Annotated in this window: 13 protein-coding genes; 8 read left to right on the top strand and 5 right to left on the bottom strand. The window is 70.1% G+C overall.

Going from position 1 to position 14,313, the window contains the following annotated elements:
• The first annotated feature begins 62 nt into the window (after positions 1-62).
• The 5 genes from QC385_RS28105 (at position 63) to QC385_RS28125 (ending at position 4,893) form a co-directional block, all read left to right on the top strand.
• Positions 63-998, top strand: a complete 936-nt coding sequence (locus QC385_RS28105; RefSeq protein WP_279544177.1) for an SPFH domain-containing protein — start codon at positions 63-65, stop codon at positions 996-998.
• On the top strand, positions 995-1,240 hold the full coding sequence (locus QC385_RS28110) for a hypothetical protein (protein ID WP_086852475.1): 246 nt from the start codon (positions 995-997) through the stop codon (positions 1,238-1,240). The genes QC385_RS28105 and QC385_RS28110 overlap by 4 nt, the downstream gene beginning before the upstream one ends.
• 112 nt (positions 1,241-1,352) lie before the next feature.
• Entirely contained in the window at positions 1,353-1,877 is a 525-nt protein-coding gene (locus QC385_RS28115; protein WP_030842669.1) for a PadR family transcriptional regulator, read from the top strand.
• Positions 1,874-2,563 (top strand): ABC transporter ATP-binding protein, encoded by a 690-nt coding sequence (locus tag QC385_RS28120; RefSeq protein ID WP_279544178.1) that lies wholly within the window; start codon positions 1,874-1,876, stop codon positions 2,561-2,563. Before QC385_RS28115 ends, QC385_RS28120 begins: the two co-directional genes overlap by 4 nt.
• Entirely contained in the window at positions 2,560-4,893 is a 2,334-nt protein-coding gene (locus tag QC385_RS28125) for an ABC transporter permease (RefSeq protein WP_279544179.1), read from the top strand. Before QC385_RS28120 ends, QC385_RS28125 begins: the two co-directional genes overlap by 4 nt.
• Positions 4,894-4,922: 29 nt before the next feature.
• Here QC385_RS28125 and QC385_RS28130 read toward each other — a convergent pair whose 3' ends face one another.
• Positions 4,923-5,873 carry a LysR substrate-binding domain-containing protein gene (locus tag QC385_RS28130; protein ID WP_279544180.1) on the bottom strand — a complete coding sequence of 317 codons (951 nt, stop codon included), beginning with the start codon at positions 5,871-5,873 and terminating at the stop codon, positions 4,923-4,925.
• A 133-nt stretch (positions 5,874-6,006) separates the two neighbouring features.
• On the opposite strand from QC385_RS28130, the gene QC385_RS28135 reads away from it, so the two are divergent.
• Together QC385_RS28135 and QC385_RS28140 are read left to right on the top strand one after the other, a co-directional pair.
• The gene (locus QC385_RS28135; protein ID WP_086852467.1) at positions 6,007-6,561 is read left to right on the top strand and encodes a peroxiredoxin; all 555 of its coding nucleotides are present in this window, start codon (positions 6,007-6,009) and stop codon (positions 6,559-6,561) included.
• Between the two features lie 3 nt (positions 6,562-6,564).
• A complete protein-coding gene (locus QC385_RS28140) occupies positions 6,565-7,098 on the top strand; it encodes an alkyl hydroperoxide reductase (protein WP_279544181.1) in 534 nt (177 codons plus the stop codon).
• 90 nt (positions 7,099-7,188) lie between these two features.
• Here QC385_RS28140 and QC385_RS28145 read toward each other — a convergent pair whose 3' ends face one another.
• From QC385_RS28145 to QC385_RS28160, 4 genes are all read right to left on the bottom strand, one after another.
• Entirely contained in the window at positions 7,189-8,508 is a 1,320-nt protein-coding gene (locus QC385_RS28145; protein WP_279544182.1) for an AI-2E family transporter, read from the bottom strand.
• Between the two features lie 138 nt (positions 8,509-8,646).
• Positions 8,647-9,348 (bottom strand): transglycosylase SLT domain-containing protein, encoded by a 702-nt coding sequence (locus QC385_RS28150; RefSeq protein WP_279544183.1) that lies wholly within the window; start codon positions 9,346-9,348, stop codon positions 8,647-8,649.
• 420 nt (positions 9,349-9,768) lie between these two features.
• Entirely contained in the window at positions 9,769-11,094 is a 1,326-nt protein-coding gene (locus tag QC385_RS28155; protein ID WP_279544184.1) for a PhoH family protein, read from the bottom strand.
• A 428-nt stretch (positions 11,095-11,522) separates the two neighbouring features.
• Complete coding sequence (locus QC385_RS28160) at positions 11,523-12,296, bottom strand: isoprenyl transferase (RefSeq protein ID WP_279544185.1); 774 nt, start codon at positions 12,294-12,296, stop codon at positions 11,523-11,525.
• Between the two features lie 807 nt (positions 12,297-13,103).
• Between QC385_RS28160 and QC385_RS28165 the strand changes: the two genes are divergently transcribed.
• Positions 13,104-14,294, top strand: coding sequence for a winged helix DNA-binding domain-containing protein (locus QC385_RS28165; RefSeq protein ID WP_279544186.1), 1,191 nt, complete (start codon positions 13,104-13,106; stop codon positions 14,292-14,294).
• Positions 14,295-14,313 lie beyond the last annotated feature (19 nt).

The following is a 14,313-nucleotide window of genomic DNA, read 5'->3' on the forward strand; positions in this document are numbered from 1 at the left end:
TATCACTTAGCTAGATGGAAGCTATGCAGGAGTGGCTTCCCGGGAGGAACGGGGGATCACCCATGTCCATACACCAACCGCAGGTCACCGCCGACGTGCCCGAGATGCCGGCGCCCCGCGTACGGGAGTTCACCGCGCACAGCATCGGCGGCGGGCTCGCCCTGCTGCTCGGCCTGCTCGGTCTGCTGGCCGGCGCCGGGCTGATCGCGGCCGCCACGGCGGTCGACGGGGGCGGAGCCAAGGCCGCGCTGATCATCGGCGGCATCCTGGTCGGGCTCGCGGCGTTCCTGGCCATGTGCGGGCTGAACATGGTGGCACCCGGCGAGGCCCGGGTCGTCCAGCTCTTCGGCCGCTACCGCGGCACGATCCGGCAGGACGGCCTGCGCTGGGTGAACCCCCTCACCTCGCGCACCAAGATCTCGACGCGCGTCCGCAACCACGAGACCGCCGTCCTGAAGGTCAACGACGCCTACGGCAACCCGATCGAGCTCGCCGCGGTCGTGGTGTGGCGGGTCGAGGACACCGCCCAGGCCACCTTCGAGGTGGACGACTACGTCGAGTTCGTCTCCACGCAGACCGAGGCGGCCGTGCGACACATCGCCATCGAGTACCCCTACGACGCCCATGAGGAGGACGGCCTCTCGCTGCGCGGCAACGCCGAGGAGATCACCGAGAAGCTCGCCGTCGAACTCCACGCGCGTGTGGAGGCGGCCGGGGTGCAGATCATCGAGTCGCGCTTCACGCACCTCGCCTACGCCCCCGAGATCGCCTCGGCGATGCTCCAGCGGCAGCAGGCCGGAGCGGTCGTCGCGGCCCGGCGGCAGATCGTGGACGGGGCGGTGGGCATGGTCGAGGCCGCGATCGCCCGGATCACCGAGCGGGACATCGTGGAGCTGGACTCCGAGCGGAAGGCGGCGATGGTCTCCAATCTGATGGTGGTGCTGTGCGGCGACCGCGCCGCGCAGCCGGTCCTCAACACCGGGTCGCTGTACCAGTGACGGAGCCGTCCGAGGGTCCGGGTTCCCGGCGCCGGCCGCAGCAGCAGCGCAAGCAGGTGCTGCTGCGGCTGGACCCGGCGGTGTACGAGGCGCTGGCGCGGTGGGCCGGGGACGAACTGCGGTCGGCCAACGCGCAGATCGAGTTCCTGTTGCGGAAGGCGCTGGCCGAAGCGGGGCGGCTGCCGCGGGAGACCGGGCCACTGCCCCGGCGTGGCCGACCCCCCGGCGGCTCCGGGCAATAGCCTGTTGCGGAACCGTGACAACAGCCCCCGACCTGCGTACCCGTACCGCACGCCAGGGACTGCACACTCGGCGTATACACGTCGCGTATACACCCCGTGTACAGTCCTGGTCATGTCCATCGGTCACACTCTCCTGGGACTCCTGGAGTCCGGCCCGCGCCACGGTTACGACCTGAAGCGGGCCTTCGACGAGAAGTTCGGTCACGACCGGCCCCTGCACTACGGCCAGGTCTACTCGACGATGTCCCGGCTGCTGAAGAACGGGCTCGTCGAAGTCGACGGCATCGAGGCCGGCGGCGGGCCCGAGCGCAAGCGGTACGCGATCACCGAGGCCGGCATCACCGACGTCGCGCGCTGGCTGGCGACGCCGGAGAAGCCGGAGCCGTACCTCCAGTCGACCCTCTACACCAAGGTCGTCCTCGCGCTGCTCACCCACCGCGACGCCGCCGACATCCTCGACACGCAGCGCTCGGAACACCTGCGCAGCATGCGGATCCTCACCGACCGCAAGCGCAAGGGCGACCTGGCCGACCAGCTGATCTGCGACCACGCCCTGTTCCACCTGGAGGCGGACCTGCGCTGGCTGGAACTGACCGCTGCCCGCCTGGACAAGCTCCGTGAGGCGGTGACCCGGTGACGATTCCCGCTGGTTCGCTGCTCACCGCCCAGGACCTGCGCAAGGCGTACGGGCCGACCACCGCGCTCGACGGTGCCGAGTTCTCCATCCACCCGGGCGAGGTCGTCGCCGTGATGGGCCCGTCCGGGTCCGGCAAGTCGACGCTGCTGCACTGCCTCGCCGGGATCGTGCCGCCCGACTCGGGCTCGATCACGTACAACGGGCGTGAGGTGACGTCGATGAGCGACGCCGAGCGCAGTGCGCTCAGGCGCTCCGAGTTCGGTTTCGTGTTCCAGTTCGGCCAGCTCGTGCCCGAACTCACCTGTGTGGAGAACGTGGCCCTGCCGCTGCGCCTGAACGGGTCGTCCCGCAAGGAGGCCGAGCGGACCGCGCTGGCGTGGATGGAGCGGCTGGAGGTCGACGAGCTGCGCAAGAAGCGGCCCGGCGAGGTGTCCGGCGGCCAGGGCCAGCGGGTCGCCGTCGCCCGCGCGCTGGTGACGAACCCGCGTGTGGTGTTCGCCGACGAGCCGACCGGCGCGCTCGACTCCTTCAACGGTGAGCGCGTGATGGACCTGCTCACGGACGCCGCCCGGTCCGCCAACGCGGCCGTGGTGCTCGTCACGCACGAGGCCCGGGTGGCCGCCTACTCCGACCGCGAGATCGTCGTACGCGACGGCAAGTCCCGGGACATGGAGCGCGCCGTATGAGCGCCTCGCAGTGGGCGCGGGATCTCGGCATGGGGATCCGGTTCGCCTTCGGGGGCGGACGCGAGGGGTGGATCCGGGCGCTGCTGACGGCCGTCGGCGTCGGGCTCGGAGTGGCGCTGCTGCTGCTCACCACCGCCATCCCGAACGCGCTGGCGGAACGGGACCGGCGTGAGGAGGCACGCAGCGACCACACCTTCAGCCAGCAGGTGGTACCGAAGGCCGACAACACCCTGATCGTGCTGGACACGGACACCACGTTCCGCGACCGGGACGTGCGGGGGCGCATGCTGGAGCCGGAGGGCCCGCGGGCTCCGCTGCCGCCGGGGCTCTCGGAGTTCCCGGCCAAGGGCGAGATGGTCGTCTCCCCGGCGCTGAAGGAGCTGCTCGCCTCCGGCAGCGGGAAACTGCTGCGGGAGCGGCTGCCCTACCGGATCACGGGCACGATCGGCGAGCAGGGTCTCGTCGGCTCCCAGGAGCTCGCCTACTTCGCGGGCGGTAAGGGACTCGCGGACCGCCTCGACCACGTCAGCGGAGCCCGGATCGACAGCTTCGGCAATCCGGACCTGGCGCCGTCCGACCCGTGGGACCCGGTCCTGCTCCTGCTGGTCCTGGTCGTCTTCGTGGTGCTGCTGATGCCGGTCGCCGTGTTCATCGCAGCGGCCGTGCGGTTCGGCGGCGAGCGGCGCGACCGCAGGCTGGCGGCACTGCGGCTGGTCGGCTCCGACAGCCGGATGACCCGGCGGATCGCTGCCGGCGAGGCCCTCGCCGGATCCCTGCTGGGGCTCGTCCTCGGCACCGGGTTCTTCCTGCTCGGGCGCCAACTGGCGGCCACCTTCGAGGTGTACCACGTCAGTGTGTTCCCGAGCTATCTGGACCCCTCTCCGCTGCTGGCCGCCCTGGTCGCGCTGGCGGTCCCGACGGCCGCGGTGCTGGTGACCCTCCTCGCCCTGCGCGGGGTGGTCATCGAGCCGCTCGGCGTGGTGCGTACGGCCAGGCCCGCGCGGCGCCGGCTGTGGTGGCGGCTGCTGCTGCCGCTGGGCGGGCTCGCGATGCTCTTTCCGATGATCGGGCAGGGCGACGACGGCGGAGAGTTCAATCAGTACCTCGTCGTCGGCGGCGTCATGCTCCTGCTCGTCGGCGTCACCGCGCTGCTGCCCTGGATCGTGGAGAGGGTCGTCGCCCGGCTCGGCTCCGGCGGGATCGCCTGGCAACTTGCCGTGCGTCGACTCCAGTTGAGCAGTGGCGCGGCGGCTCGCATGGTCAACGGCATCGCGGTGGCGGTGGCCGGGGCGATCGCGCTCCAGATGCTGTTCGCCGGGGTGGAGGGCACCTACACCGCCGCGTCGCGGTACGACGTCTCGCGGGCCCAGATGCAGGTGCACGTGCCGGACGGCGTCGAACTCGCCTCCACCGCCGAGAAGTTCCGCGACACCCGGGGCGTCCGCAAGGTCACCGCCCTGGCCGAGACCTACCTCGCCGACAAGCGCACCGACGCCGACTCCCTCGTCCAGGTCACCATCGGCGACTGCGCCGCGCTCCGCGAGGTGGCCACGCTGCCTTCCTGCCGCGAGGGCGACGTCTTCGCCGTGCACGGGGCGAAGTACGACACCGACACGGCCAGGCTGGCCAAGCCGGGCAAGAAGCTGTGGTTCGACAGCGCGAACGAGGGCCGGCCCGGAGAGCAGTTCTCCTGGAGCGTGCCGCGGGACATCCGGCAGGCGCAGCCCCGCGAGGACCCGACCGGGACCGAGCGCGGCGGCATCCTGCTCACGCCGGGCGGGCCGCTCCCGAAGCTCGCGTCGTTCGCCGAGGGAGAGCTCTACCTGAGCCTCGCCCCCGCGGAGCCGGACGCGTACGAGTACGTGCGCAACGCGGCGGCGCGCATCGACCCCATGGTCGACCCCATGGTGTGGAACTCCGTCGAGAGCAACAGCCGCTACGCCACCATCCGCACCGGCCTGTTCGTCGGCGCCGCGTGCGTGCTGGCCCTGATCGGCGCGAGTCTGCTGGTCTCGCAGCTGGAGCAGTTGCGCGAGCGCCGCAAGCTGCTGTCGTCCCTGGTCGCCTTCGGCACCCGGCGCCGCACCCTCAGCCTGTCGGTGCTGTGGCAGACGGCGATCCCGATCGGACTGGGTCTGCTGCTCGCCGCGACGGTGGGCATGGCCCTGGGCGCGGTCCTGCTGCGGATGACCGACACGGCGGTCCGGGTCGACTGGCCGAGTGTGCTGTCGATGACCGGCATCGGCGCGGGTGTCGTCCTGGTGGTGACGCTGTTGAGCCTGCCGCCGCTGCTGAGGATGATGCGGCCGGACGGGCTGCGGACCGAGTAGGAGCCTCAGGCTCTTCCGCGCCAGGACCGTCAGGCGTCCCGGTCCAGGACCCGTACGGGCAACGGCCGCAGGGCCTCCCGCAGCGCCGCCGCCAGTTCCTCGTACTCCGCGCCGCGCGCGGCCCCCGCCCGCATCGCGAGAGCGACCCTGCGGGTGGGGGCCGGGTCGGTGAAGTACCCGGTGAGGAGCTGGCTGCTGCGGGAGATCTCGACCTTGAGGGCGGTGCGCGGCAGCAGCGTGACGCCGAGCCCGCCCGCGACGAGCTGCACCAGGGTGGACAGCCCGGCGGCGGTCGTGGTGACCGGCGCGTCCTCGCGGCCGGCCTCCCGGCAGATGTCGAGTGCCTGGTCGCGCAGGCAATGCCCCTCGTCCAGCAGCAGCAGGTTCAGCTCCCGCAGCGCCTCGCGCGGGATGCCCTCGCGTCCGCCGAGCGGGTGGTCGAGCGGCGTGACGAGCACGAAGTCCTCGTCGAACAGCGGCAGTTCGGCCACACCCGGCACGCCCAGCGGCACGGCGAGCAGCAGCAGGTCGAGCCGGCCGTCGGCGAGGCCGTCGACGAGAGAGGCGGTCTGCTCCTCGTGCACCTGGAGGTCGAGGTGCGGATACCGTTCGTGGACCAGCCGCAGGACGGTGGGCAGCAGATACGGCGCCACGGTCGGGATGACCCCCAGCCGCAGCACCCCCGTGAACGGGGCCCGGACCGCCTCGGCCTCCTCCATGAGGGCGCCCACCTCGGCCAGCACCGCCTTGGCCCGTACGGCGATCCGCTCGCCCTCGGGCGAGAGCAGCACCTTGCGCGTCGTACGCTCGAGGAGCGTCACTCCGAGTGTCTCCTCCAGCGCCGAGACGGCACCCGAGAGGGCGGGCTGGCTCATGCCGATCGCCCCGGCGGCGTCCCGGAAATGCAGGTGCTCGGCGACGGCTGCGAAGGCCCGCAGCTGGGCGAGGCTGGGCTGCCTGCGCTTATTACCCACAGTCACTGATAACTACCTCCGATCAACCCGACCGAGTGTAGCTATTTCCGTAATCAATCGACCCTGTGCCAACATCAATAACGTCCAACCCATGGGAAACACCCGCAATCCGGGTGTTTCTTCGCTGCAAGGAGAGCGTGTGCTCACTGTCGGTGACAAGTTCCCCGAGTTCGATCTGACCGCCTGCGTCTCGCTGGAGAAGGGCAAGGAGTTCCAGCAGATCAACCACAAGACCTACGAGGGTCAGTGGAAGGTCATCTTCGCGTGGCCCAAGGACTTCACCTTCGTGTGCCCGACCGAGATCGCCGCCTTCGGCAAGCTGAACGACGAGTTCGCCGACCGCGACGCCCAGGTCCTCGGCTTCTCCGGCGACTCCGAGTTCGTCCACCACGCCTGGCGCAAGGACCACGAGGACCTGCGCGACCTGCCGTTCCCGATGATGGCCGACCCCAAGCACGAGCTCATGCGCGACCTCGGCATCGAGGACGAGGACGGCTTCGCCAAGCGCGCGGTGTTCATCGTGGACCAGAACAACGAGATCCAGTTCTCGATGGTGACCGCGGGTTCGGTCGGCCGTAACCCGAAGGAGGTCCTGCGGGTCCTGGACGCGCTCCAGACGGACGAGCTGTGCCCCTGCAACTGGTCCAAGGGCGACGAGACCCTCGACCCCGTCAAGCTGCTGGCTGGTGAGTGAGGCATGTCCCTCGACTCCCTGAAGTCCTGCATACCGGACTACGCCAAGGACCTGAAGCTCAACCTGGGCTCGGTCATCGGCAACTCCGACCTCCCGGCCCAGCAGCTGTGGGGCACGGTCCTCGCGACCGCGATCGCCTCGCGCTCCCCGATCGTGCTGCGCGAGCTGGAGCCGGAGGCGAAGGCGAACCTGTCGCCCGAGGCGTACACGGCCGCCAAGTCCGCCGCCGCGGTGATGGCGATGAACAACGTCTTCTACCGCACGCGGCACCTCCTTACGGACCACGAGTACGGCAACCTGCGCGCGGGCCTGCGGATGAACGTCATCGGCAACCCCGGCGTCGACAAGGTCGACTTCGAGCTGTGGTCCTTCGCGGTCTCCGCCATCAACGGCTGCGGCATGTGCCTCGACTCCCACGAGCAGGTGCTCCGCAAGGCCGGGATCGACCGCGAGGTCGTCCAGGAGGCGTTCAAGATCGCGTCCGTGATCCAGGCGGTCGGCGTGACGCTGGACGCCGAGGCGGTGCTGTCCGAGTAACCCTCGGTTGCCTGCCGCACGTCGCGGGGCCCCGCCCACCTGACCGGTGGGCGGGGCCCTGTCTGCTTTTCGAGTTCTCCCCGGGCCGGGCTACTGCGACGGCGACTCGGAAGGGCCGGGCTGCCGCTCCACCGGCCCCATCGCTGTCGCCCCGCGGGGCCGTACCGAGTGCCGCAGCGCCGACTGCCGCGAATACGCCCGCAGATACCCCACCACCGTGTTGGTCACGGCCACCAGCGGTACGGCCACCACCGCACCCCCGATCCCGGCCACCATCCCCCCGCACGCCACGGAGAGCACCACCGCCAGCGGATGCACCCGCACCGCCCGTCCGAGAATGAACGGTTGCAGGATGTGGCCCTCGATCTGCTGCACCGCCAGCACCACGACCAGCGTCATGACAGCGGTGAACACCCCTTGGGTGACCAGCGCGACGACGACCGCCAGGGCCCCGGACATCACCGCGCCCACCAGCGGGATGAACGCGAACAGGAAGATGAACACCGCCAGCGGCACGGCCATCGGCACATCGAGGAAGTAGATGCCCAGCCCGATGAAGATCGCGTCGATCAGCGCGACGATCACCGTGCCCCGCACATACGCCGTCAGCGTCCGCCACGCCACCGGCCCGGCCCCGGCCACTCCCGGCCGCGCCGCCGCCGGCACCAGCTTCAGCGTCCACTCCCAGATCCGCTTGCCGTCGTAGAGCAGGAACAGCGTCGAGAAGACCGCCAGCAGAATCCCCGTCAGCGCCTCGACGACGACCGTCACGCCCTCCAGCCCCGCTGAGGTGATCTGGTCGGTGTTCGCGCCGACCGCCTCCCGCAGGTTCTTGGCGATTTCGTTGATCTGCTTGTCGGTGACGTGGAACGGGCTGTTGAGCAGCCAGTTCCGCAACTCGTCGATGCCGTCCTGGATCTGGCCCGAGAGGTCGTCGATGTTCTCCATGACCTGCCAGGTCACGAACCAGCCGATGAGCCCCATGACGACGAAGCCGAGGATCGCCGTCAGCGCCGTGGCCGGCCCACGCGGCACGCCCAGCCGCCGCAGCCGCGCCACGGTCGGCTGGAGGACCGCGGTGATGAGCAGTGCGCTCACGAACGCCAGCACCACCAGCTGGACGGCGCTGATGATCCGCGTCAGCACCCAGAGCGTGCCCGCGAGGACGAGCAGCCGCCAGCCGGCCTCCGCCGCGACCCGCACCCCCCACGGCACGGCCAGCGCGGGATCGGGCCGGGCGGGAACATCGGGCGCGTAGTCCGGGGGCGGCGGCACCTGTTCGTCGGACGACGTCCGGGGCTCGGATTCGTCCCGCTCCCGTTCGGCTTCGGCGCGGCGTTCGTTCCACCGCTCACTCATCTCGGTCAGCCCGGCACCGAGCCGGCCGAGCCACCCTGGCACTCGCGACATGATCCGTCCTTTTCCCCCGTCTCTCCACACCACTCCCCCCTGGAGAGTCGTCCGTCAAGACCGTACATGGCACGAGCCCCTCACCGGACGACGGTGAGGGGCTTGCGCTGAGGATGGCTGCGGCTCAGGGCCGCGGGCTCAGTACCAGTTGTTGGCCTGCCAGAACGACCAGGCATCACACGGGCTGCCGTAGCGTTCGTTCATGTAGTTCAGGCCCCACTTGATCTGGGTGGCCGGGTTGGTCTGCCAGTCGGCACCGGCGGACGACATCTTTGAACCGGGCAGGGCCTGGAACATGCCGTAGGCCCCGGAGGAAGGGTTGACCGCCTTGTAGTTCCAGTCGGACTCGTGGTCCACGATGTTGCTGAAGCACTGGAACTGACCCGCCGGCACCATCTGCCGCGCCATCGCCTGGAGCTGCGCGATGGAGTAGGAGGTCGCGACGGGGAAGTCGGAGACGTCCTTGGAGCGGCTGGCGGCAGCCTTGGCCTCCGCGCGCTCCTTGGCGGCCTTCTCGGCCGCGGCGGCCTTCTCGGCGGCTTCCTTCTTCTTGGCGACGGCCGTCTCGGCGGCAGCCTTGCGGGCGGCCTCCTCGGCGTCCTTCTTCGCGCTCGCGTCGGCGGCGATGGCCTGTGCGTCGGCCTGCTGGGTCAGCGACGCCGTCTGCACCTGGGCCTGCTGGCCCGCGGGAATGTCAGCGAGCAGCGTGGTGCCGCTTGCCGTCGCTTCTGCGTCGTTGTTCTGCGCGGTGCTACCAGAGGCAACACCGACGACGCTTCCGACAGCGGTGACCGCGGTGGCCGAAGCCACTGCGAATCCCCGGACCGAGATCCGGCTCACACGGTTTTCCTTCCAGCATCGCCCGCTTCGGTGACCCTCGCGGACGCAATCGTGCCCCTGGCACTGGCCTCCCCAACTGCGGGGTCACGGGAGGCTCGGGCCCGGTGGGCAACTCCCCCGTGGGGAGTGCCGCGTGGTGCTCGGGCGGCATACGACATCGCTATGCAGTTGACGCTGTGCTTTTAGTGGTGCCGTACCGCTGGGGGTACAGGTGTGTCGTATGCGGGGCCTGACAGGACTGAGACTCTGCCGCAACACGACGGGGCAAGGCAATTCCGAGTTGCGTGTGAAAGCTCACATCCCGTTTGACGCGGGAGATTCACAGAAACATCCACACGCGAAGGCGCCGCCCGGCTAGGCTCTTCGCCTTTCCGGACGGCGCCAACTACGGCGTAACCGCCACCGTTTGGTGCAGGACGGTCAGATCTGTCCGTCTTCGAGCATTTCGGTCACAAGCGCGGCGATCTGCGACCTCTCGGACCGCGTCAGGGTCACATGCGCGAACAGCGGATGCCCCTTCAGCTTCTCGACGACGGCGACGACACCGTCGTACCGGCCGACCCTCAGGTTGTCCCGCTGGGCCACGTCATGGGTGAGAACCACCCGTGAATTGGCCCCGATCCGGGACAGAACGGTGAGAAGTACGTTCCGCTCCAGCGACTGCGCCTCGTCGACGATCACGAACGCGTCGTGCAGCGAACGACCGCGGATGTGGGTGAGCGGCAGCACCTCCAGCATCCCGCGGGCGGTGACCTCCTCGATGACCTCCCGGCTGGTGACGGCCGACAGCGTGTCGAACACCGCCTGCGCCCAGGGGCTCATCTTCTCCGCCTCGGTGCCGGGCAGATAGCCGAGCTCCTGCCCGCCCACCGCGTAGAGCGGACGGAAGACCATCACCTTCTGGTGCTGACGGCGCTCGAGTACCGCCTCCAGACCCGCGCACAGCGCCAGCGCCGACTTTCCGGTGCCGGCCCGGCCGCCCATCGACACGATCCCGACGTCCGGGTCGAGCAGCAGGTCCAGCGCGATCCGCTGCTCGGCGCTGCGGCCCTTGATGCCGAACGCCTCACGATCCCCGGATACGACACGGACGTTGCCGTCGGGCATGACCCGCCCGAGCGCCTTGCCCCGCTCCGACTGGATCATCAGGCCCGTGTGCACCGGCAGGTCGGCGGCCTCGGGGACGTAGACGCGCCCCTCCTCGAAGAGGATGTCCACCTGTTCGCCGGGCAGGGTCAGTTCGGACATTCCGGTCCAGCCGGAGGAGTCCGTGATGGCGAGTTCCGCGCGGTACTCCTCGGCGAGGAGCCCGACGGAGGACGCCTTGATCCTGAGCGGGAGATCCTTCGACACGACGGTGACGTCGAACCCCTCGGCCTGAAGGTTTCGGGCGACCGCGAGGATGCGGGAGTCGTTGTCCCCCAGGCGATAGCCGCTGGGCAGCACGCTGGGGTCCGAGTGATTGAGCTCGACACGGACGGTTCCGCCGAGGTCCCCGGTCGGGATGGGGGCGTCGAGGCGGCCGTACCGCACCCGGTAGTCGTCGAGCAGGCGCAGGGCCTGCCGCGCGAAGTAGCCGAGTTCGGGATGGTTCCGCTTGGCCTCCAGTTCCGTCACCACGACGATGGGAAGCACGACCTCGTGCTCGTCGAAGCGGCTCAGGGCGTTCGGGTCGGCCAGCAGGACGCTGGTGTCGAGAACGTAGGTGCGCCGGTCGGGCTTGTGGCGCTTTGTGCTGGTCACCACGGAAGGACGTACCCCCTCGGATGAGGTCGGGGAGCGACGGAGTGGAGCTGGACCGGTCGTCGGCCGCCCTGCGCGGGCCGAGAACCGGCCCTCCGCCTCTTCGTCCGTGCTGTGACCGCACGATCGGGCTGGTGCAAAGGGCCTCCCGGGCGGACGGCCCCGTGCCGTCCGCTGAGATCCGACACCCGGGGATCGGGCGTCGACCTGACTGGCTTATGCCCTCGAACGAGCGTCGCCATGCCACGGCATATGACGGCGGTCCGGTGAACTCCGTGTTACGCGCGTCTTCGGAGGGGTACCGGGAAGGTTTGCGACCTGCGGTGACCGCGGTGCCGGGCGGCCTGCGGAGTCCCGCGAAGTCTCACGCCCGGCGTAGTGCGCCGGAGTGCGTTTCAGCCGCGGAAGCACCGGGGGGGGTGGGCGGTGTATCAGCCGCCGAAGCGCCGGTGGCGGGCGGCGTAGTCGCGCATGGCGCGCAGGAAGTCGACCTTGCGGAAGGCCGGCCAGAACACGTCACAGAAGTAGTACTCGGAGTGCGCGGTCTGCCAGAGCATGAATCCGGACAGCCGCTGCTCGCCGCTGGTGCGGATCACCAAGTCGGGGTCCGGCTGGTCGCTCGTGTAGAGGTGACGCCCGATCATGTCGGTGTCGACGGCCTCGGCGAGCTCCTCCATCGAGGTGCCCCGGTCCTGGGCGTCGAGCAGCATGGAGCGCACGGCGTCGGCGATCTCCTGGCGGCCGCCGTAGCCGATGGCGACGTTGACCACTATCCCGTCGATGTGCGCGGTGGTCTCCTCGGCCTCCTTCAGCACCGTCTGCATCCCGGAGGGCAGCAGATCGGGCGTGCCGACGTGGTGCACGCGCCAGCGGCCGTCGGCGGCCAGGGTCCGGACGACGTCCTCGATGATGCCGAGCAGCGGGACGAGCTCCTCCTGCGGCCGGTCGAAGTTGTCCGTGGACAGCAGCCAGAGGGTCACGACCTCGACGTCGGTCTCACTGCACCAGCCGAGGAACTCCTCGATCTTCTCGGCCCCGGCCCGGTGACCGTGGACGGTGCTGGAACCGGCGGCCTTCGCCCAGCGCCGGTTGCCGTCCATGATGACGCCGATGTGCTTGGGCACCTGAGCGTGGTCCAGGTGGCCTTCCACCCGGCGTGCGTACAGCCTGACCAGCAGGCCACGCAGCTTGTCGCGCAGGTTCACGTGATCGTCAGCCCCTCCGTACGGATCGGACAGGCCGCGGCGTGCGGCCCGGTCGTGGCCGCGGGCGGTCCCTGTCCGTGTGGCAGTCCCCGGAGGCGAAGCCTACCCTCGCTGCCGCCGTGGGCGGCCCACGGGTGCGGAACGGAGAATTCCGGCCGGTACTTCGGGCCGACTTCGGCGCACAAAAAAACGGGCCGGTCCGTGGGGGGGAGACGGACCGGCCCGAGGGGGGGTTTCCACCATAACCCTTCGTAAGTGATGCTGCGTGCATCGGCGTGCCACAACTACTCTCCGGAGCCATCCGGCGACGCCGCGATGCCCGCGGAACCTCTCGTTCGCGGCTTGCTCGTGGCCGAAACGCAGCCCCTACCCGGCCCGTACGCAGGGGAATCGTGCGCCCTGAGACAGGATCCGGCGGATTTGCCGCGGCTTGGGGCTCGCCAGACGACTTGTCCCCGTATCCCCCCGACGGGTGAACCCGGCCGCGAACGCCCGCTTGACTCCCGCAGGGCTTCCGCCCCGAGGCCCTGGCACCGCGCAGCCCCCTCCACTGCGCGGTACCGCCCGCGCAGTCATACTTTGCTGGCGCGAATCACCTTGGTCTGAACTTACGTGAGGCACGGCATGGAGGCGAGTCGTCGGCGATAACGATGTGGAGAACGGCGACTCGAGATGCGTAAGCGGGCTGAGTGAAGTGTGGGCCGGGAGGGTGAGCCGGGAGAGGTGAGCCGGGAGGCTCTCGGGTCAGTTAGATCATTCAGGTCATTGAGGTCAGTTTTTGACCTCTTTCCCCTCTAGCGTCGTGTCATGACGACGACCTCGATGATCACGTGGGACGCGGCGAGCGCACGGCGGGCCGAGCGGCAGTTCCTGACCGGGCCGACGGGCCCGAACGCGAGCGGGACGCCGGTCGCCGAGGTGGTCGGCGCGATGATGGGGGCGCACGCGCAGGTGCTGTCCGCGGCCGAGGTGTCGGTGGGCGTGCGGACGTCCACGCTGACACGGGCGGACGTACGGGCCGCACTCTGGGACGAGCGGTCGCTGATCAAGACGTACGGCCCGCGCGGAACGGTACATCTCCTCCCGGCGCGGGAACTCCCGCTCTGGTCGGCCGCGCTGACCGCGATCCCGAGCGGGCCGAGCCCTTTCCCGCCCGACGTACGGCTCAGCGAGGAACAGGCGGCCCAGGTCGTGGCCGCGATCGGGGAAGCACTCGAGGGCACGTGCCTGACGCTCGACGAGCTGACCGAGGAGATCGTCGCGCGGACGGGCCCCTGGGCCGGCGACCGCGTGATGCCGGCCTTCCAGGACCTGTGGCCGCGCTGGCGGCAGGTGCTGCACCTGGCGGGCTGGGCGGGCACGCTGTGCTTCGGCCCGAACCGCGGCCGAAAGGCGACGTACACGCGGCCGCCGGTTGCGGGTGTGGCGGGCGGGGGGACGGACGGAGCGTTGGGGGCGGACGGAGCGTTGGGGGCGTTCGTACGGCGTTATCTGGGTGCGTACGGACCGGCGACCCCGCAGCACTTCGCGAAGTGGCTGGCGGCGCCGACCGGCTGGGCCGGCACCGTGTTCCGGGAACTCGCCGTCGCGGGCGACATCGAGGAGGTCGACTTCGAGGGCACGCGGGCGTGGGTGGCCGCGGGTGACACGGAGTTCCCGGACGGCCCCCCGCGTGGCGTGCGGCTGCTGCCGTACTTCGACGCGTACGTCATCGCCGCGCAGCCCCGCGAACGGCTGTTCCCCGGTGCGGCCTACGAGCGTGCCCTGGCGGGCGGCCAGGCGGGCAACTACCCCGTGCTGCTGGTCGACGGCGTGGTCGCGGGCGTCTGGCACCAGCGGCGCCAGGGCCGTCGTACGACGGTCACGGTCGAGCCACTCGTCCGGCTGACGGCACGGCAGGAACGGGAGCTGGGTGAGCAGGTGGAGCGAGTGGGCGAGGTGCTGGAGGCGAAGGCGGAGTTGGTGGTGGGAGAGGTGAAGGTGGGCCCGCATGCGTGAGGGGCGGCTGCGGTGAGGC

Source organism: Streptomyces sp. DH10 (genome assembly GCF_029813805.1).
GTDB classification, from domain to species: domain Bacteria; phylum Actinomycetota; class Actinomycetes; order Streptomycetales; family Streptomycetaceae; genus Streptomyces; species Streptomyces coeruleofuscus.